Here is an 18,937-nt window from a genome sequence, read left to right as displayed (position 1 = left end):
CCGGAAGGCGACCATGGAAAAGTCCCTCGGCATCTCCGGCCGTATCGCGGCCGGTTTCCAGCGCAACGCGATCACCCCGCTGCTGGCGCTGGTGCTGCTGCTGGCCGGCATCTTCGCCACGCTGATCACACCCAAGGAAGAAGAGCCGCAGATCGACGTCACCATGGCCAACGTGCTGGTGCCCTTCCCGGGGGCCTCGGCACGCGACGTCGAGGCTTTGGTGGCACGGCCGGCCGAGCAGGTGTTGTCGCGCATGGCGGGCGTCGAGCATGTCTACACCGTGTCGCGCCCCGGCATGGCGGTGATCACCGTGCAGTTCGAGGTCGGCGTGCCCAACCAGACCGCGCTGGTCCGGCTCTACGACACGGTGGACTCGCATGCCGACTGGCTGTCGCCACAGCTCGGCGTCGGCCAGCCGCTGATCAAGCCCAAGGGAATCGACGATGTGCCCATCGTCAGCTTCACGCTGTGGACCGCCGATCCCGAACGTGCCGCCTTCTCGCTGCAGCAGGTCTCGCGTGCGATCGAGACCGAGCTCAAGCGCATCCCCGGCACCCGCGACGTCGCCACCATCGGCGGCCCGGGCCACGTGATCCGGGTGGACATGGACATCGAGCGCATGAACGCGCACGGCGTCACCGCGCAGGACCTGCGCGGCGCGCTGCAGCTCGCCAACGCCTCGCAGCCGGCGGGCAGCCTGGTCGCGGGCAACAAGGAAGTGCTGGTGCAGACCGGCACCTACCTCGAGTCCGCCGAGGACGTGCGCAACCTGGTCGTGGGCGTCTCCGAGCGCCGACCGGTCTTCCTGCGCGACGTCGCCGAGGTCGTCGACGGCCCCGACCAGCCCGCGCAGTACGTCTGGTTCGGCACCGGCGCCGCCGCCTCGGAGCGCGGCATCGATCAGCACGGCCTCTTCCCGGCGGTCACCCTGGCGCTGTCGAAGAAGCCCGGCGCCAACGCAGCCGATGTCGCCCGCGCGGCGATGCAGCGCCTGGAGAACCTGCGTGGCAGCCTCATCCCGGAGGGCGTGGAGCTCACCGTCACGCGCGATTACGGCAAGACTGCCAACGACAAGGCCAAGCAGCTCATCGGCAAGCTCGCCTTCGCCACCGCCGCGGTGGTGGCGCTGGTGTTCTTCGCGCTCGGCCGGCGCGAGGCGATCATCGTCGGCATCGCGGTGTCGCTCACGCTCGCGGCGACGCTGTTCGCCTCCTGGGCCTGGGGCTTCACGCTCAACCGGGTGTCGCTGTTCGCGCTCATCTTCTCGATCGGCATCCTGGTCGACGACGCCATCGTCGTGGTGGAGAACATCCACCGCTGGCACACCCTCGAGCCCGACACGGCGCTGTGGAAACTGATCCCCAGGGCGGTCGACGAGGTCGGCGGCCCTACCATCCTCGCCACCTTCACCGTCATCGCGGCGCTGCTGCCGATGGCCTTCGTGACCGGGCTGATGGGTCCCTACATGAGCCCCATCCCGATCAACGCTTCGATGGGCATGTTCATCTCGCTGGTGGTGGCCTTCGTGGTCACGCCCTGGCTGGCGCAGAAGATGCTGAAGAACGTCGACGCCCATCAGCATGGTGGCGAAGACCGGATTACGAAGCGGCTCGACGGCCTCTTCCGTCGCGTGATGACGCCGATGTTCGACCCCCGCCGCGGCGCTCGCAACCGCCTGATGCTGTGGCTGGCCGTGTTCGCGCTCATCGGCGCCTCGGTGGCGCTGCCGGTGGTGCAGCTCGTGGTCATGAAGATGCTGCCCTTCGACAACAAGAGCGAGTTCCAGGTCGTGCTCGACATGCCGGCCGGCACGCCGGTCGAGGACACGGCCCGCGTGTTGAACGAGATCGGCGCACATCTGGCCACCGTGCCCGAGGTCACCGACTGGCAGTCCTACGCCGGCAGCGCGGCGCCGATCAACTTCAACGGCCTTGTGCGCCAGTACTACCTGAGGAGCGCCCCCGAACAGGGCGACATCCAGGTGAACCTGGTCGACAAGACCGCGCGCGAGCGCCAGAGCCACGAGATCGCGGTGTCGGTGCGCGACGCCGTCACCGCGATCGCCCTCCGCAACGGCGGCAACGCCAAGGTGGTGGAGGTGCCGCCCGGGCCGCCCGTGCTGTCGCCGATCGTGGCCGAGATCTACGGTCCGGATTACGACAGCCAGATGGCGGTCGCGAAGCGGGTTCGTGCCGCCTTCGAAGACACCCCCGACATCGTCGGCGTGGACGACACGGTGGACGAGGACGCGCCCAAGCTCGTGCTGCGCGTCGACCAGGCCAAGGCCGCGCGCATGGGCGTGGCGCAGGCCGACATCGTCGAGGTCGTACGCCTCGGCCTCTCCGGCGAGAACGTCACCCCGGTGCATGGCGGCGACAACAAGTACGAGATCCCGGTGCGCATCCAGCTGCCGGCGGTGCGCCAGTCCGACCTCGCCGACCTGCTCGCCATGCAGGTGCGCGCGCGCGGCGGCGACAACGCCGGCCAGCGGGTGAAGCTCTCCGAGCTGGTGCAGGTGGCCGAGACGCGCCGCGAGCAGATCCTCTACCGCAAGGACCTGCTGCCGGTGGTGTACGTGACCGGCGACATGGGTGGCAAGCTGGATTCGCCGCTGTACGGCATGTTCGACATCCGCTCGCGCGTGAACGGCATGGCGCTCGAAGGTACCCGGGGGCTTGCCGGCACGCTCGGCGAGTGGTTCATTCGCCAGCCCGTCGACCCCTACGCCGGCTATCAGTTGAAGTGGGACGGCGAGTGGCAGATCACCTACGAGACCTTCCGCGACATGGGCGCGGCCTACGCCGTGGGCCTGGTGCTGATCTACCTGCTGGTGGTGGCGCAGTTCCGCAGCTACCTGGTGCCGCTGATCATCATGGCGCCGATCCCGCTCACCATCGTCGGCGTGATGCCCGGTCATGCGCTGCTCGGCGCGCAATTCACCGCCACATCGATGATCGGCATGATCGCGCTCGCCGGCATCATCGTGCGCAACTCGATCCTGCTGGTGGATTTCGTCAATCAGCAGGTGCGAGGGGTGGATGGCAAGCCGGGGATGGAATTCGGCGAGGCGCTGATCCGCGCCGCCGCGGTGCGCGCCAAGCCGATCGGACTCACCGCGCTGGCGGCGATGATCGGCGCGGTGTTCATCCTCGACGACCCGATCTTCAACGGGCTGGCGATCAGCCTGATCTTCGGCATCTTCGTGTCCACCGTGCTCACCCTGGTGGTGATCCCGGTGCTCTACTACGCGGCCATGCGTGGCCGCATCGCAAGCTTCGAGAACCCCGAGGAGAATCCCGCATGACCACCAATGAATACGTGCGCGCCTTCGCCGGCGCCTTCGTCCTGGCCTCGCTGGCCTTCGGCGTCGAGGCCTCGCCGCTCTTCGTCAGCAAGCACTTCCTGTGGGTGACCGGCTTCGTCGGCCTCAACCTCTTCCAGAGCGCCTTCACCGGCATCTGTCCGCTGGTCAACATCCTGCACAAACTGGGCGTGAAGGACGGCCCCGCGAGCTGCAACTGAGTGTTCAGCTACGCCGCAGCAGCATCCAGCCGGCGAACAGCACGGTCGCGGTGAAGCTCACCAGCGACCAGTTCGCGATCGACAGACCGAGGAAAGTCCATTCGATCACGGTGCAGTCTCCCGCGCCGCGGAAGATCATCGGCAGGGCCTGCGCGAGCGGGAAGCTCTCGAGCATGAACTCCAGCCCCGGGCCGCACTCCGGGATCAGCGGCGGGTTGAGCTGCATCCAGCTCTGACGCGCGGCGATCATGCCGCCGGTGAGCGCGGCCGCTCCGATCAGCACCGCGTAGATGCGCTCACCGCCGCGTCCAGGTGCATGCAGACCGGCGATCAGCGCGATCAGCGCGGCGGTCGCGAAGGCGTAGCGCTGCATGATGCACATCGGGCAGGGCTCCAGGCCCAGGCCGTGCTGCAGGTAGAGGCCGAAGCCGAGCAGCCCGGTGGCGACCAGGAACAGGGCGAGGTAGAGCACCCGCGCAGGCAGGTTCAGGATGCGGTGTAGCAGGGTCATCGTATTCGATCTTCCGGGAAAGGGCGCCATTGTAGGCGAGCAGGCGAGCGGCGTCCGCGCTCTCGGACCCGTGCATGCTTGCGGTGTTCCCCGTGGGCGGCGGAGGTCGGCGGCCTCCGTGCATTCCGTGGGAGCGAGGCAAGCCCGGGGCCCTCTCACCCGCGCTGATCGCCGCCCAGCGCCGCCTGCAGCATGTCCAGGAAAGCTCGCGTCTTCGCCGGCATCAGCCGCCGGCCCGGGAACACCGCCCAGGCGGCGATCGAGGGCGGACGCCAGTCGGGCAGCACCCGGCGCAGCTCGCCGCGCTGCACGTGGGGCGCGGCGAAATACTCGGGCACGGTGGTGATGCCCGCAGCCGCGCAGGCGAAACGGATCAGCAGCTCGGGGGAGTTCGCCGTGATCGAGCCCGGCGGCACGCCTTCCCAGCGCTGATCGCCGCACAGCAGGGTCCAGCGGATCGCGTCGCCGGTGCGCGCGAGCAGGCGCAGCGCGCGATGGCGGTGGAGGTCGTCCGGTGCCTGCGGCTCGCCGTGCTCGGCGAGATAGGCGGGTGCGGCATACAGCCCCCACGGAAACACCGCCAGCCGGCGCGCGGCGAGCAGCGCGTCGTCCGGCAGGTCGCCGAGGCGGATCGCGAGGTCGAAGTTCTCGCCGAGCAGGTCCACCCGGCGTGGCGACAGGTCGAGCTCCAGCGTCACCGCGGGATGCAGCGCGGCGAAGGCGGCGAGCATGTCGGTGAGCAGCAGGTTGGCGAAGTCGCTCGGCATCGACACCCGCAGCCGCCCGCTCGGGCGCGCCTGGCGGCTCTCGGCGAGCGCCGCGACCGCCTCGACCTCGCTCTCGAGCTGGCGTGCGTGGTCGAGCAGGGCGGCGCCGAACTCGGTGATGTTGAGACGACGGGTGGTGCGCAGCAGCAGGCGCTCGCCGAGCTGCTCCTCCAGCCGCGACAGCCGACGCGAGACGGTGGACTTGGGCAGGCCGAGCTTGTCGGCCGCGGCGGTCAGGCTGCCCTCGGCCACCACGCGGGCGAAGACGAGCAGGTCGTTAGGGTCGATTTGTTCCATATAGGGAACAATCATGTGCGTAGAACGGGCTTAATGCAATCCCCGGCATCCAATACACTGCAATCCATCCCATCCCCAAGCCAGAGGACAAGCACATGAACATCCTGCAGATCAACGGTAGCGCCCGTTCCCAAGCCGGTAACTCCACCCGCCTCGCCAGCGAAGTTGTCGCCCGCCTGGTCGCCGCTGAGCCGGCCGCCCGTGTGGTGGTGCGCGACCTCGCCCGCGACCCTGCGCCGGCGATCGACGAGGCCGCGCTCGGCGCCCTGTTCACCCCGGCCGAGCAGCGCAGCCCCGAGCAGGCGGTGCGCGTGGCGCAGAGCGACGCGCTGGTCGCCGAGGTACAGGCGGCCGACGTGCTTGTGCTGGGCGTGCCGATGTACAACTTCGGCATCTCCACCCAGCTCAAGAACTGGATCGACGCGATCGCTCGCGCCGGCGTCACCTTCCGCTACACCGAGAACGGTCCCGAGGGCCTGCTCAAGGGCAAGAAGGCTTATGTCACCTTTGCGCGCGGTGGGCGCTACCGCGGTACCGCGGCCGACACCCAGACGCCTTACCTGAAGACCCTGCTCGGTTTTCTCGGCATCAACGACGTGCATTTCATCTACGCCGAAGGCCTGAACATGGGTGAAGAGGCCACGAAGCAGGGCTTCGCCGAGGCCGCGGCGGACATCGCCGCCGCGCTCGCCTGAGCCCTTGCGGCACGAGCCTCGCGACCGCCGCCGGCGTCGCGAGGCCCGCCTGAACGACGAGGGCGGGCCCACCCGCCCCACACCCCCCCGACCCCGGACAGAGGAGCACGCAGATGAGCACGACCCCCAAGCCCCGCATCCCCTCCGCGACCGTGCAGCGTGCGCGCACGGTGGAGCGGCTCGTGACCGGCCATCCGACTTCGGACGGTGCCGGTGTCAAGCTCACCCGCGTGCTCACCCAGCCGCTGCAGCGCCGGCTCGATCCCTTCCTGATGCTCGACGCCTTCGGCAGCGACCAGGCCGACGACTACATCGCCGGCTTCCCCGACCATCCCCACCGCGGCTTCGAGACCGTGACCTACATGATCGCCGGCCGCATGCTGCATCGCGACAGCGCCGGCCACGAGGGCCTGCTGGAGAACGGCGGCGTGCAGTGGATGACCGCCGGCCGCGGCGTGATCCACTCCGAGATCCCGCAGCAGGAAGAGGGCGTGATGGAAGGCTTCCAGCTCTGGTTGAACCTGCCAGCACAGGACAAGATGAGCGCGCCCTGGTATCGCGACTTCGCCGCGGGGGAGCTGCCGCGCTTCACCACCTCCGCCGGCGTCGAGGCCACCGTCATCGCCGGCGAGAGCCATGGCGTGACCGGCGCCGTCACCCGCACGGTCACCGCGCCGCTCTACCTCGACCTGCACCTGCCCGCCGGTTCGAGCTTCGCGCAACCCCTGGCGGCCGACCACAACGTCTTCGTTTACGTGTACCGCGGGCAGGTGAAGCTTGGCGAGGTGGCGGTGCCGGTGCGCAACATGGCGATCCTCGCCAACGCCGCGGATCGCGACGGCGTGCGCATTGAGGCGACCGAGGATGCCCGCGTGCTGCTGATCGCCGGCCGCCCGCTCGGCGAGCCGATCGCGCAATACGGCCCGTTCGTGATGAACAGCGAGCAGGAGATCTACCAAGCCGTAGCCGACTATCGCGCCGGCCGCCTGGCCGCCTGAAGAGAGACCTGCGGTTCGTCCGCGCTGGCGGCGATCGCGGGACAGGCGCCGCGGTCGCCCCGAAAACCGCCGCGCTTCCTTTGCCCCGCTGCGATCGCGACTTGCGTCGCTCCTACGGGAACCGCCGCGCTTCCGTAGCCCGGCCATATCGCGACTTGCGTCGCTCCTGCGGGAACCGCCGCGCTTCCGAAGCCCGGCCGTGATCGCGACTTGCGTCGCTCCTGCGGGAACCGCCGCTCCTCCGAAGCCCCGCTGCGATCGCGACTTGCGTCGCTCCTACGGGAACCGCCGCGCTTCCGAAGCAGTGCTGTAGGAGCGACGCAAGTCGCGATTACGGTGCTTCAGGCCGCGCCGTCGCGTGCTGCTCCGGCTCCCGGCCGCATCGCGACTTGCGGAGCGGCTCGGGAACGATGGGAAGTCGGGTCGGATGCGCTCAGGCGGCCACGGATGCGAGGGCGGCGACCTGGGCGCGGATCGGCGCCGGCACGGGAACCTCGCCCGCGAGCATGGCGCGGATCAACGCCGCGTTGTCCGCCACCGAGGGCGTATCCGGCAGCCCGGCGAGCGGGGGGGCGCCGCCTTCCTCTGCGGGGACAGCGACTCTGGCCTCGCCATCCACGTAGACCTTCATTTCCGGACAACGTCGCGGATTGGCGTAGATCTCGCCCTCGGTGCCGCGCATCAGCATCGCGCGGCCGCCGTCTGCGCGCAGGAAGGCGTCCATGCGCTCGAGGTACTCGGGATGCGTCACCGCGACCACGCGTACGCTGCGTCCGCGGCAGGGGTCGACCAGCTTGGCCATGGTGTGGCCGCTCGCACGCACGCCCATGCGCAGGCGCAGCGCGAGCAGCGGATCCAGCCCGGGCAGCAGCTTGTCCACACCGATGCAGGCGATGTGCCGCCGCGCGAGTTGTGCGGAAGCCTCGACGGTGTCGACGGCCGGATGCAGGTCGAGCGCGGCGAGCAGCTCGAAGGGGCTCACCCGTGTCTCGAAGTCGTGGCGGCCCTGGATAAGCACCGGCACGCCCTCGCGCGCGAGCAACAGCGCCACCAGCGGCATCAGGTTGGCCTGGCGGCGCGCGCCGTTGTAGGTCGGCAGCACCACGCAGCGCGGACCCTCGGGCACCGCCACCTGCACGGTGCGCGCGTCCATCGCCTGCTTGAAGCCGAGCAGCTCGGGCAGCGCCTCGCTCTTGATGCGGAAGGCGAGCAGGATGGCGCCGAGCTCGAGTTCGGGCACCACGCCGTCGAGGATGTCGCCGAAGAGCGCCGCCGCGGCGGCCGTGTCGAGGTCGCGGGCGCCCTTGGCGCCCCGCCCGATTTCCTTGATGATTGGACCGTATTTCATGGCGTCGATTATGGCGAGCTTCGCGCCGCGCGACCAGCGTGTCCACGCGCCGCACCCGCCGCACCCGCCGCACCCGCCGAAGAACAAGCAATCCCGTGGAGACTCGACGAATGGATGTCGGATTCATCGGGCTCGGCCTCATGGGCCGGCCCATGGCGCTCAATTTGCTGAAAGCGGGCCATCGCGTGCAGGTGTGGAGCCGGCGGCGCGACTCGATGCGGCCGCTGCTCGAGGCCGGCGCGGGCGACTGCGCGAGTGCGGCCGAGGTGGCGCGGCGCGCGGCGGTGACGATCAGCATGGTGCCGGACGCGCCCGACGTCGAGCAGGTGACGCTCGGCGCCGAGGGCGTGGCCGACGGTGCCGCACCCGGCCACATCCACATCGACATGAGCACGATCGCGCCCGCTGTGGCGCAGTCCATCGCCGAGCGCCTGGGGGCGCGCGGGGTGATCGCGCTCGATGCGCCGGTTTCGGGCGGCGAGCCGGGCGCGATTGCGGGCACGCTCACCATCATGGTGGGCGGCGACGCGGCGGCCTGCGTGCACGTGCAGCCGCTCTTCGAAGCCATGGGCAAGTCGATCACCCGCATCGGCGAGGCCGGTGCCGGCCAGGTCGCCAAGGCCTGCAATCAGATCGTCACCGGGGTGGGCGTGGCGGCGGTGGCCGAGGCGCTCAATTTCGCGGCCAAGAGCGGCGCGGACGGCACGAAGGTGCGCGAGGCGCTGCTCGGCGGCTTCGCATACTCGCGCATCCTGGAGAACCACGGCCAGCGCATGCTCGAGCGCAACTTCCGGCCCGGCTTCAAGGCCTGGATGCACCAGAAGGACCTGCGCATCGTCATGGGCGAGGCGCACCGCCTCGGCGTGGCGCTGCCCGCGGCTGCGGCCGCGGCGCAGCTCTTCAACGGCATGCTGGGTTGCGGGATGGGGGATGAAGACTCGGTGGCGATGCTGAAGCTGCTGGAGCGCATGAGCGGCGGGGTGGGTGAATGAGCGCGCCCGCACGGCCGCCCGAAGGGAAGCGCTGCCCTCTCCCGGGGAGGAGGTCGCGCAGCGACAGGAGGGTGGTCCGGTGAGCGTGGCGGAAGGCAGGGCGGAGGGCGGGGCGATGAGGGTCGGTTTCATCGGGCTGGGCGTGATGGGCGAGCCGATGGCTCGCCACCTGCGCGCTGCGGGCCATGCGCTCGCGGTGTGGGCGCGGCGGCCGGAGTCGGCGGCGGCGCTGGTCGCCCGAGGGCGTGGCGCTGTGCGCGACGCCTTCTGATCTGGCTGCGCGCAGCGAGGTGGTGATCACCATCGTCACCGCGAGCGCTGACGTCGAAGCGCTCGCCTTCGGGCCGCAGGGACTCGCCGAGGGCTTCGCGCCCGGGGCCGTCCATGTGGACATGAGCACGATCGCCCCGGCGTCGGCGCGCGCGCTCGCGGAGCGCTACGCCACGCGCGGCGTCGGCTGGGTGGACGCGCCGGTGTCGGGCGGCGGACAGGGCGCGCGCGCGGCCACGCTGGCGATCATGGCCGGTGCCGAGGCCGCCACGCTGGCGCGCGTGCGTCCGCTGCTCGAGGCGCTCGGCAAGCGCATCGTGCACATCGGCCCGCCGGGCGCCGGGCAGGTGGCCAAGGCCTGCAACCAGATGATCATGGTGTCGGCGATCCAGGCCTGCGCCGAAGCCTTCCGCCTCGCCGGCGCCCATGGGGTGGACCAGGCCGCGGTGCTGTGCGCGCTCGCTGGCGGGTCGGCGGGCTCGCGGGTGCTGGAGGTGATGGGCGCGAAGATGGTGGCGCGCGACTTCGCCGCCGGCGTCGAGGCCCGCCTGCACCACAAGGATTTCGCCATCCTGATGGAAGAGGCCGCCCGCCTCGGCGCGCCGCTGCCGGTGGCGGCGCAGGTTTGGCAGCAGCTCGACGCGCTGATGGGCGCAGGCTGGGGTCGGGACGACACCGCGAGCCTGCTGCGGGTGCTGGAGGGGTAGCGGAGGGCCTGTTCGCCTCTGGCGCGCGGGTCTCGTCGCCCGCCTGCGCCAACGGACATCGCTTTCGTCGGCGGCTGAATCGCGACTTGCGTCGCTCCTACGAAAACCGTCGTGCTCATCGTTGCCGCTGGCGGCTGGGCGGTCTTGTGGGAGCGATGCGAGTCGCGATGCGACTTGTCGTCGGGTCACGCGCGTGGCTTGCCGTACCACTTGAAGCGCTCGATCACCTCGGCCATCTCCTCTTCCGACAGCAGCACCGGCTCGCCCAGCTGCAGGGTGCGCCAGTACTGCTCGCAGAGGGTCTCGAACTCGATCGCCATCGCCAGCGCGTGCTCGAGGTCGCGGCCGAGGACGACCATGCCGTGGTTGGCGAGCAGGCAGGCGCTGCGCTCTTGCAGCGCCGCCACGGTGGCGTCGGACAGCGCCTGGGTGCCGAAAGTGGCGTAGCGCGCACAGCGCACCGTGGTGCCGCCGAAGCGCGCGATCATGTAGTGGAAGGGAGGGATGTCGAGGCGCTGGCAGGCGAGTGCGGTCGCGAAGGGCGCATGCGCGTGCAGCACCGCGCCGGCCGCCGGGAAGGCGGTATAGACGTCGTGGTGCAGCGGCCATTCGGACGAGGGCGCGCGCGCGCCGGCGTAGCGGCCGTCGGCCTCCACGACCACCATGTCCTCGGTGCGGCAGCGCTCGGCGGGGATCCCGCTCGGGCTGATCAGCATGCGCCCGCCCTCGAGGCGCTGGCTGGCGTTGCCCGAGGTGCCGACGTTGAGCCGCGCCGCGCCCATCGCGCGCAGGGTGTGGAGCAGGCGCGCGCGCGGGTCGTCGCTGCCGCGCCAGCCGGCTTCCTCGTGGATGCAGCCGGGCGCGCCGGCGCTCATCGCGCCTGCTCCGGGTAGAGGCGGGCGAGCTCGCCCGGGCGGGCGATGCCGCGCTCGGTGACGATGCCGGTGATGAGCGCAGCCGGGGTGAGGTCGAAGGCGGGGTTGGCGGCGCGCGTGCCCGCGGGGGCGAGCGCGAGCTCGGCGGTGGCGCCGTCGGCGGCCTCGCCGCGCACGTGCAGGACCTCGTCGGCGCCGCGGTCCTCGATCGGGATGGCGGCGCCGTCGGCGCAGGCGAAGTCGAGCGTGGAGTGCGGTGCGGCGATGTGGAAGGGCACCTCGGCGACGCGGGCGGCGAGCGCCTTGAGGTAGGTGCCGACCTTGTTGGCGGTGTCGCCGTTGGCGGCGATGCGGTCGGCGCCGGTGATGACGAGGTCGACCTCGTGGCGCATCAGCAGCAGGCCGGCGGCGTTGTCGGCGATGAGCACGTGAGGCACGCCGGCGGCGCGCAGCTCCCAGGCGGTGAGCAGGCCCTGGTTGCGTGGCCGCGTCTCGCTCACCAAGACCTCGACCGCGATGCCCTCGGCCTGTGCCGCATAGACCGGCGCGAGCGCGGTGCCGGCGCCGCAGGTGGCGAGCCAGCCGGCGTTGCAGTGCGTCATCAGCCGCACCGGGCCGGGACGGCGGGCGGCGATCTCGCGGATCAGGCGCACGCCGTGGCGGCCGATCGCGTCGCAGGTCGCGGTGTCGTCGGCGCGGATCGCCTCGGCCTCGGCCCACGCCGCCTCGACGCGCGCAGGGGGCGGCAAGGGCTGCAGCGCGAGGCGCATGCGCTCGAGCGCCCAGTGCAGGTTCACCGCGGTGGGCCGGGTGGCACCCAGGGTGGCGAGCGCGTGCGCGAGCGTGGCGTCGTCGGCGCCCTCGTCGGCGAGCGCGAGCGCCACCCCGAAGGCCGCGGTGGCGCCGATCAGCGGCGCGCCGCGCACCTGCATGCTGCGGATCGCGTGCGCGGCCTCGGCAAGGGTGCGCAGCGCGACGGTCTCGGTGCGGAAGGGCAGCAAGGTCTGGTCGAGGACATGGACGACCTCGCCGTCGCGGCGCAAGGTGGGGATGGGTTGTTCGAACATCGGGGCGCTCTCGTGGAGGGGGGGCGGGGCGACTTAGAGCGCCACCAGTTTGGCGCAGGCGGCGGCGAGCGTGGCCTCGTTCTTGGCGAAGCAGAAGCGGATCACGTGTTCGTCGCGGCCGTCGGCGAAGAAGGCCGACACCGGGATCGCGGCGACGCCGACATTGCGGGTCAGGTGCTCGCAGAAGGCGGCGTCGCCCAGGTCGGAGATCGCCGCATAGCGCGCGAGCTGGAAGTAGGTGCCGTGCGAGGGCAGCAGCTCGAAGCGCGAGGCGGCCAGCGCGGCGCGGAAGAAGTCGCGCTTGGCCTGGTAGAACGCGGCCAGGCCGAGGTGGCGCGAGGCGTCGGCCATGTAGTCGGCGAGCGCGAGCTGTACCGGAGTGTTCACGGTGAACACGTTGAACTGATGCACCTTGCGGAATTCGGCCATGAGCTCGCGCGGGGCGAGCACGTAGCCCACCTTCCAGCCGGTGATGTGGTAGGTCTTGCCGAAGCTCGACACCACGAAGCTGCGTTGCGCGAGCTCGGGGTGCGCGGCGCAGGAGGCGTGCGCCGCGCCGTCGAAGACGATGTGCTCGTAGACCTCGTCGGCCACCACGACGATGCCGGTGCCGCGCACCAGCGCCGCGAGGCGGTCGAGATCGTCCCGCGTCCATACCGTGGCGGTGGGATTGTGCGGGGTGTTGATCATGATCATGCGCGTGCGCGGCCCGATCGCCGCCGCCACCGCGTCCCAGTCGGGGCGGTAGTCGGGGGCAGCCAGGCGCATGCGCACGACCTTGCCGCCGGCGAGCTCGATGGCGGGGACGTAGGAGTCGTACACCGGCTCGAACACGATGACCTCGTCGCCCGCGCGCACGCAGGCGGTCACCGCGGTGAACAGCGCCTGGGTGGCGCCGGCGGTGACGGTGATCTCGCGCTCGACGTCGTAGGCCGTGCCGTAGAGCGTCTCGACCTTGGCGGCGATCGCCGCGCGCAGCGCCGCGGTGCCGGCCATGGGCGCGTACTGGTTGTGGCCGGCACGCATCCAGTGCGCGACGCGCTCGAACAGCAGGTCGTCGGCGTTGAAGTCGGGGAAGCCCTGCGACAGGTTGATCGCGCCGCATTCCTGGGCGAGGCGGGACATCACGGTGAAGATCGTCGTGCCGACGTGCGGCAGGCGGGACTCGATCGGCGCGGGGAAGTTCGGCATGGCGGCGGTTCGGTGCGGTGCGGACCGGCATTGTCGCAAACCGGCCGGGTGCGCGGTAGGCACGGCGTGCGCGGCCGAGGGCGCCGGGGGGCGCATGTTAGAATCCGGGTGTTCTCGACTTCCATCCGGCCCCCAACGTGCGCAACCTGCTCATCCTGATCCTTGTCGTGTTCGGCATCTGGTGGGCGCGCGGCGCGGTGCGCCGCCTCAAGGCGCGTGGCGGACTCGGGCGCAAGGCCGAGGACGGGCGCCTGGGCAAGCCAGAGGTCATGCTCGAGTGCCGACACTGCGGGCTGATCGTGCCCGAGTCCGAGGGCGTGCGCGCCGGCGAAACCTTCTATTGCTGCGACGAACATCGCCGTGCCGGCCCGCGACCCGATTGAAGCGGCCGCCTTCGCGGTCGATGCGGCCGACCGCGCGCGCCGGCGTGCGCTGCGTTACCTCAACGTCTTCCGGCTGATCCTGGGCGGTCTCTTCCTCGTCGCCGGCGAGGCGCTCGGCCTCGGCAGCGAGAGCCCGCGCCTCTACCTCGTGGCGGTGGTCGGCTACCTCGCCGCGGTGCTCAGTCTCGGTTTCCCCGACGCGGTGCGACGGCTCGGCTTCGAACGCGTCGTGACCCTGCTCGCGCTCGCCGACATCGTCGCGCTCGCGGCGATCATGTGGGTGAGCGGCGGCTACCGTAGCGGCATGCCGGTGCTGATGATGGTGATGCTCGCCGGTGCAGGCCTGATCGGCGAAGGGCGCATGGTGATGTTCTCGGCCGCGCTCGCCACCCTGGCAGTGCTGGTCGAGAACGCCTCGCGGCTTTTCGGTGGGGGGCAGTCGGTCGAGTTCCTGCAGGTCGGCATCTTTTGCGCCGGCTTTTTCGGCATCGCGGCGATCGCGCGCCTGCTCGCGCTGCGCGCCCAGGCCAACGCCGCGCTAGCGGCCGAGCGCGGCGTGGCGCTCGCCAAGCAGCAGGCGGTGAGCGCCCACATCCTGCGCGACATGCAGGACGGCGTGATCGTGGTCGGCGCGCGCGGCCGCGTCCTCCACGCCAACGCGCAGGCGCTCGAGATGCTCGGCCTGACCCGTGCCGGCGACGGGGCGCTCGACGGACTCGCGCTCGCCGATCTCGACGCCGGGCTGGAGGACATGCTGCAGCCGGCGGTGGGCGAGGACGGGCGTCTGATGCGGGTGGGTGCGGCCGGCCGCCTGCTGCGCTGCCGCCGCGTGCAGGGCGACCGGGGGAGCGCGGCCGAGGGCGACACCCTGCTGTATCTAACCGACTACGAGGAGATCCAGCGCCAGCTGCAGCAGATCAAGCTCGCCGCGCTCGGCCGCCTCACCGCAAGCATGGCGCACGAGATCCGCAACCCGCTGTCGGCGGTGACCCAGGCCGCCGAGCTGCTCGGCGAGGAAAAACGCGCCGACATGCAGGCGCGCCTGGTGCGCATCATCAACGATAATGCGCGCCGTATCGAGCGCATGATCCGCGACGTGCTCGCCCTCGGCCGGCGCGAGCAGACCATGCCCGAGGCCCTGCGCCTGGCCGCCTTCGTGCGCGAGATCCTCGATGCGCGCGTGTTCCGCGAGCCCGCCGAGGCGCAGCTGTACGAGCTTGCGATCGACCCTGCGCTGACCCTGGCGATGGACCGCGCCCACCTGCACCAGATCCTCGACAACCTGCTGTCGAACGCGGCCCGCCATGCCTCGGGCGCGCCCGGCGCGGTGCGCCTGTGGGCGGAGGCCCTGCCGCACGCCAAGGTCGTGCTGCACGTGCAGGACGACGGTCCGGGCTTCGACGAGGCGATGCGGGCGCACCTGTTCGAACCTTTCTTCACCACCCATCCCAAGGGTACCGGCCTCGGACTGTACATCGCGCGCGAGCTGGCCGAGGCCAACGACGCCACCCTGGCGCTCGCCCCGAGTACCCCCGGTGCCGACTTCATCCTCACCGCGAGCCAGCAGCCATGACCCAGGTCGACCGCCGCAACCGGCCCCGTGCCGCCGACGTCCTCGTCGTCGATGACGAGGACGACATCCGGGAACTGCTCGAGCTCTCGCTGATGCGCATGGGACTGGCCTGCGACACGGCGGGCTCGGTGGGCGCGGCGCGTGCGCTGCTGGCCGAGCGCAGCTACCGGCTGTGCCTGACCGACATGCGCCTGCCCGACGGCGACGGGCTGGAGCTGGTCGAGTACATCCAGACGCTGCGGCCGGGCCTGCCGGTGGCGGTGATCACCGCCTTCGGCAGCATCGAGACCGCGATCCGCGCGCTCAAGCTGGGTGCCTTCGACTTCGTCACCAAGCCGGTCGAGCTCAAGGCCTTGCGCGAACTCGTGCAGCACGCGCTCAAGCTGCACGCGGTGGAGCCGGTCGAGCATGGTGCGGCGTCGGCGGAGCGCAGCCTGATCGGCCACTCGGCGGCCTTCGTGCAGCTGCGCGCCCAGGCCGGGAAGCTTGCGCGCAACCAGGCGCCGGTGTTCATCCATGGTGAGTCCGGGACCGGCAAGGAGGTGATTGCGCGCTACATCCACGCGCTCGGTGCGCGCGCCGCCGGCCCCTTCGTGCCGGTCAACTGCGGGGCGATCTCGCCCGAGCTGATGGAGAGCGAGTTCTTCGGTCATCGCAAGGGCAGCTTCACTGGCGCCACCGCGGACAAGAGCGGGCTGTTTCAGGCCGCGGGCGGCGGCACCCTGTTCCTCGACGAGATCGGCGAACTGCCGTTGACGATGCAGGTCAAGCTGCTGCGCGCGATCCAGGAGCGCGCGGTGCGCCCGGTGGGTGCGCATGCCGAGGAGCCGGTGGATGTGCGCATCCTCTCCGCGTCGCACCAGGATCTCGGCCGCCTGGTGGCCGAGGGGCGCTTCCGCCAGGACCTGTTCTTCCGCATCAACGTGATCACCTTGCGCGTGCCGCCGTTGCGCGAGCGCCGCGAGGACATCCCCGACCTGGCCGCCCACATCCTCGCCCGCCTCGCCGTGCGCGAGGGCGGGGCGCCGCGCCGGCTTTCCGCGGCGGCGCTCGAGGCGCTGCAGGCCTACGCTTTCCCCGGCAACGTGCGCGAGCTGGAGAACCTGCTCGAGCGCGCCTGTGCGCTGTGCGAGGGTGAGGAGATCGGTGCCGGCGACCTCGGGGTGGAGGACGATTGCGGCGCGCTCGCGGCGCCGGGGGGGGGCGAGAATGGTGCATCGCCGGCGACCGAGGCCGAAGTGGCCGGCGAGGGCCGGGATGAGGTCGAGCGCCTGCGCATCATCCGCGCGCTCGAGCAGACGCGCTGGAACCGGTCGGCGGCCGCGCGCAACCTCGGCATGACCTTGCGTCAGCTGCGCTACCGTTTGCAGAAGTGGGGAATGGACTAGCGGGCGCAGGCCGCGGACGCTGGTGCGGCGGGGCCGCCGCGGGTGGACGCCGGCGCATGGGCGTCTAGAATGACGTCATGAACCCGACCATCCTGCACCACGGCGCGCGCGACGGCGTCACCGGTTCCTGTCACCAGCTCTTCGTCGAGGGGCGCAACAGCCTGCTGGTCGACTGCGGCCTGTTCCAGGGCGCGGAGACCGCGCCCGACGGGCGCTCGGCCGCCGACCGGCTGGAGATCGATTTCCCGCTCGAGGGTGTTGGCGCGCTGGTGCTGACCCACGTCCACATCGACCATTGCGGCCGCCTGCCGTGGCTGCTCGCCGCTGGCTTCAAGGGGCCGATCCTGTGCAGCGAGCCCTCGGCACGCCTGCTGCCCACCGTGCTCGCCGACGCCTTCGCGGTGGGCGTGAGCCGCGACCGCGCCCTGATCGAGCGCTACCTCGGCAAGGTGGAGGCGCGCATCCGCGCGCTGCCCTACGGCAAGTGGCACCTGGTGTATCGCAGCCCGGACGCGAGCTGCAGGATCCGCCTGCAGCGCGCCGGCCACATCCTCGGCTCGGCCTACGTCGAATGCGAGCTCTCGGGCGCGGCGTGGCCGCAGCCGCTCCGGGTGGTGTTCTCGGGCGATCTCGGGGCGCCGCACGCGCCGCTGCTGCCGGCGCCGCGTCCGCCCTGGCGGGCGGACGTGCTGGTGTTGGAGACCACCTACGGCGACCGCGTCCACGAGAATCGCCGCGACCGGCGTGCGCGTCTGCAGGCGGTCGTCGAGCATGCGCTCGAGGACGGCGGCACGGTGATCGTGCCCGCCTTCAGCATCGGGCGCACGCAGGAGCTGCTCTACGAGTTCGAGGACATCCTGCATCGCCAGCGCATGCGGCCCGGGCCGCATGCCGCCGCCTGGGGCGGGCTACGGATCTTCCTCGACTCGCCGCTGGCGCAGCGCTTCACCGCGCTCTACCGCGAGTTGCAGCCGTTCTGGGACGCCGAGGCGCGCGCGCGCGTGCGCGCCGGGCGCCAGCCGCTGTCCTACGATCAGCTGGTGGCGATCGACAGTCACGAGGAGCATCTCGCCAACGTGCGCAGGCTCGCACGCAGCCGCGAGCCTGCGGTGGTGATCGCCGCGAGCGGCATGTGCGCGGGCGGCCGGGTGGTGAATTACCTCCGCGAGATGCTCGGCGACCCGCGCCACGACGTGCTTTTCGTCGGCTATCAGGCGCGCGGCACGCCCGGCCACGCCATCCAGGCCTACGGGCCGCGCGGCGGCTACGTGGAGCTGGACGGCGAACGCGTGGACATCCGCGCCGGCATTCATACGCTGTCGGGCTACTCGGCGCATGCCGACCGCGACGATCTGACCCGCTTTGTCACCCGCATGCGCCATCTCCCGGGCGAGGTGCGCCTGGTGCATGGCGAAGATGGGGTGCGTGCGGAATTTGCCCGCCACCTGCAGGAGGCAACCGGCGGGCACGTGCGCGTGGTGGTGTGAAGACCTGCCGGCTCGGCGCACACCCTACTGCTGCAGGCGGCGCAGGTACTCGCGGGTGAACATGCGCTCGGGGAGGTCGCGCACGTTCATGTTCTCGTAGGTCAGCACCGAGATCTCGCCCTTCTTGAGCGCGTCCTCCATGACCAGACGGGTGGGGCGGATCGCGCCGGCCATCTGGCGGAATTCTTCGTAGCGTGCGGTCTTGAGCAGACGACCGGAGAGTGCGTAGAACTCGGCCTTGAGCGGGCGCTGGTCGCGCTCGCCCACCCAGTAGCGCACGCGCGCATAGGTGACGCCGCGATCGACCGCCTTGAGGTCGAGCACCACCACGGGCTGGCCGTCGATCGTTTCGCGGCCGGCGATGGTCGGCGTGTAGTCGCCAGCCAGGTTGGCCCGTGCGAGGTCGCCGTTGGCCACCTGCCCGGTCAGGCGCTGGGCCAGCGACAGGCGCACCGGCTGCGACACGCTCGGCATGAAGATCCACAGGTCGCGGGCGCGCATCAGCAAGGCCTGGCCACGCTCGGTGGCCGGCTCCATCGTCAGCACGATGGTGTTTTCGTTCCCGCGCGAGAGGATGCGGTAGGTGCGCGAGTCGCCTTCTGCACCGTCGGTATAGTTGCGCACGACGACCTCGGTCTGGAAGCTCTCGCGTGGGAAGCGGATGGCGTCGGCGCGCTGGACCAGATCGATCGCCACCGCGTCGACCGGCTCGGGGGGTGCGGGCTCGGCAGGCGCGGGGGCGTCGGTCGCATGCGCCAGCGTCGGCAGCAGCAGGCTGCCGGCGAGGCAGGCGACGAATCGGCGGCGGGATCGTAAGCTTGGCGTCATGGGTGCTATCCTTTCGAAGTTATCTTCATTCTCGATCG

Annotated in this window: 16 protein-coding genes and 1 pseudogene; 10 read left to right on the top strand and 7 right to left on the bottom strand. The window is 71.0% G+C overall.

What is annotated here, in order from left to right; all coding sequences use genetic code 11:
* The first annotated feature begins 13 nt into the window (after positions 1 to 13).
* Entirely contained in the window at positions 14 to 3,304 is a 3,291-nt protein-coding gene (locus PO78_RS11285; RefSeq protein ID WP_043743835.1) for an efflux RND transporter permease subunit, read from the top strand.
* Complete coding sequence (locus tag PO78_RS11280) at positions 3,301 to 3,522, top strand: YgaP family membrane protein (RefSeq protein ID WP_004298486.1); 222 nt, start codon at positions 3,301 to 3,303, stop codon at positions 3,520 to 3,522. The genes PO78_RS11285 and PO78_RS11280 overlap by 4 nt, the downstream gene beginning before the upstream one ends.
* A gap of 4 nt (positions 3,523 to 3,526) precedes the next feature.
* Here PO78_RS11280 and PO78_RS11275 read toward each other — a convergent pair whose 3' ends face one another.
* On the bottom strand, positions 3,527 to 4,033 hold the full coding sequence (locus PO78_RS11275; RefSeq protein WP_004298488.1) for a disulfide bond formation protein B: 507 nt from the start codon (positions 4,031 to 4,033) through the stop codon (positions 3,527 to 3,529).
* A gap of 155 nt (positions 4,034 to 4,188) precedes the next feature.
* Positions 4,189 to 5,097: a LysR substrate-binding domain-containing protein gene (locus PO78_RS11270; RefSeq protein WP_004298490.1), complete on the bottom strand. Its 909-nt coding sequence runs from the start codon at positions 5,095 to 5,097 to the stop codon at positions 4,189 to 4,191.
* A 95-nt stretch (positions 5,098 to 5,192) separates the two neighbouring features.
* Here PO78_RS11270 and PO78_RS11265 point away from each other — a divergent pair, with 95 nt between their 5' ends.
* Both PO78_RS11265 and PO78_RS11260 read left to right on the top strand, forming a co-directional pair.
* Positions 5,193 to 5,792, top strand: coding sequence for an FMN-dependent NADH-azoreductase (locus PO78_RS11265; protein WP_012585909.1), 600 nt, complete (start codon positions 5,193 to 5,195; stop codon positions 5,790 to 5,792).
* A 113-nt stretch (positions 5,793 to 5,905) separates the two neighbouring features.
* Positions 5,906 to 6,790 carry a pirin family protein gene (locus tag PO78_RS11260; RefSeq protein WP_004327212.1) on the top strand — a complete coding sequence of 295 codons (885 nt, stop codon included), beginning with the start codon at positions 5,906 to 5,908 and terminating at the stop codon, positions 6,788 to 6,790.
* Positions 6,791 to 7,223: 433 nt separating this feature from the next.
* Here the strand turns inward: PO78_RS11260 and ybiB are convergent, their stop codons facing one another.
* Positions 7,224 to 8,138: a DNA-binding protein YbiB gene (gene ybiB / locus PO78_RS11255; protein ID WP_043743828.1), complete on the bottom strand. Its 915-nt coding sequence runs from the start codon at positions 8,136 to 8,138 to the stop codon at positions 7,224 to 7,226.
* A 110-nt stretch (positions 8,139 to 8,248) separates the two neighbouring features.
* On the opposite strand from ybiB, the gene PO78_RS11250 reads away from it, so the two are divergent.
* Both PO78_RS11250 and PO78_RS11245 read left to right on the top strand, forming a co-directional pair.
* Positions 8,249 to 9,130, top strand: coding sequence for an NAD(P)-dependent oxidoreductase (locus PO78_RS11250; protein ID WP_043743826.1), 882 nt, complete (start codon positions 8,249 to 8,251; stop codon positions 9,128 to 9,130).
* Between the two features lie 115 nt (positions 9,131 to 9,245).
* Positions 9,246 to 10,107, top strand: a pseudogene (locus tag PO78_RS11245) (NAD(P)-dependent oxidoreductase).
* A 185-nt stretch (positions 10,108 to 10,292) separates the two neighbouring features.
* On the opposite strand, the gene PO78_RS11240 reads toward PO78_RS11245, so the two are convergent.
* The 3 genes from PO78_RS11240 to PO78_RS11230 are packed head-to-tail and all read right to left on the bottom strand — an operon-like array spanning position 10,293 to position 13,240.
* Entirely contained in the window at positions 10,293 to 10,982 is a 690-nt protein-coding gene (locus tag PO78_RS11240) for a class II aldolase/adducin family protein (RefSeq protein ID WP_043743824.1), read from the bottom strand.
* On the bottom strand, positions 10,979 to 12,049 hold the full coding sequence (mtnA, locus tag PO78_RS11235; protein WP_043743823.1) for an S-methyl-5-thioribose-1-phosphate isomerase: 1,071 nt from the start codon (positions 12,047 to 12,049) through the stop codon (positions 10,979 to 10,981). The genes PO78_RS11240 and mtnA overlap by 4 nt, the downstream gene beginning before the upstream one ends.
* Before the next feature lie 33 nt (positions 12,050 to 12,082).
* On the bottom strand, positions 12,083 to 13,240 hold the full coding sequence (locus PO78_RS11230; RefSeq protein ID WP_004299657.1) for a pyridoxal phosphate-dependent aminotransferase: 1,158 nt from the start codon (positions 13,238 to 13,240) through the stop codon (positions 12,083 to 12,085).
* Between the two features lie 137 nt (positions 13,241 to 13,377).
* On the opposite strand from PO78_RS11230, the gene PO78_RS11225 reads away from it, so the two are divergent.
* The 4 genes from PO78_RS11225 to PO78_RS11210 all read left to right on the top strand — a co-directional run bounded on the left by PO78_RS11225 (position 13,378) and on the right by PO78_RS11210 (position 18,071).
* Complete coding sequence (locus tag PO78_RS11225; RefSeq protein WP_004299655.1) at positions 13,378 to 13,623, top strand: PP0621 family protein; 246 nt, start codon at positions 13,378 to 13,380, stop codon at positions 13,621 to 13,623.
* Entirely contained in the window at positions 13,601 to 15,196 is a 1,596-nt protein-coding gene (locus tag PO78_RS11220; RefSeq protein WP_012585902.1) for a two-component system sensor histidine kinase NtrB, read from the top strand. Before PO78_RS11225 ends, PO78_RS11220 begins: the two co-directional genes overlap by 23 nt.
* On the top strand, positions 15,193 to 16,584 hold the full coding sequence (locus PO78_RS11215) for a sigma-54-dependent transcriptional regulator (RefSeq protein WP_043743820.1): 1,392 nt from the start codon (positions 15,193 to 15,195) through the stop codon (positions 16,582 to 16,584). Before PO78_RS11220 ends, PO78_RS11215 begins: the two co-directional genes overlap by 4 nt.
* A 77-nt stretch (positions 16,585 to 16,661) precedes the next feature.
* Positions 16,662 to 18,071, top strand: a complete 1,410-nt coding sequence (locus PO78_RS11210) for an MBL fold metallo-hydrolase RNA specificity domain-containing protein (protein ID WP_043743818.1) — start codon at positions 16,662 to 16,664, stop codon at positions 18,069 to 18,071.
* A gap of 24 nt (positions 18,072 to 18,095) precedes the next feature.
* On the opposite strand, the gene PO78_RS11205 is transcribed toward PO78_RS11210, so the two are convergent.
* Complete coding sequence (locus PO78_RS11205; RefSeq protein ID WP_004299647.1) at positions 18,096 to 18,899, bottom strand: outer membrane lipoprotein-sorting protein; 804 nt, start codon at positions 18,897 to 18,899, stop codon at positions 18,096 to 18,098.
* Between the last annotated feature and the right edge of the window lie 38 nt (positions 18,900 to 18,937).

This window comes from Thauera sp. SWB20, from assembly GCF_000831325.1.
In the GTDB taxonomy this organism is placed as follows: domain Bacteria; phylum Pseudomonadota; class Gammaproteobacteria; order Burkholderiales; family Rhodocyclaceae; genus Thauera; species Thauera aminoaromatica.
Note: the sequence above shows the minus strand (reverse complement) of the source record. Positions and strands in the feature narration are given on the sequence as shown.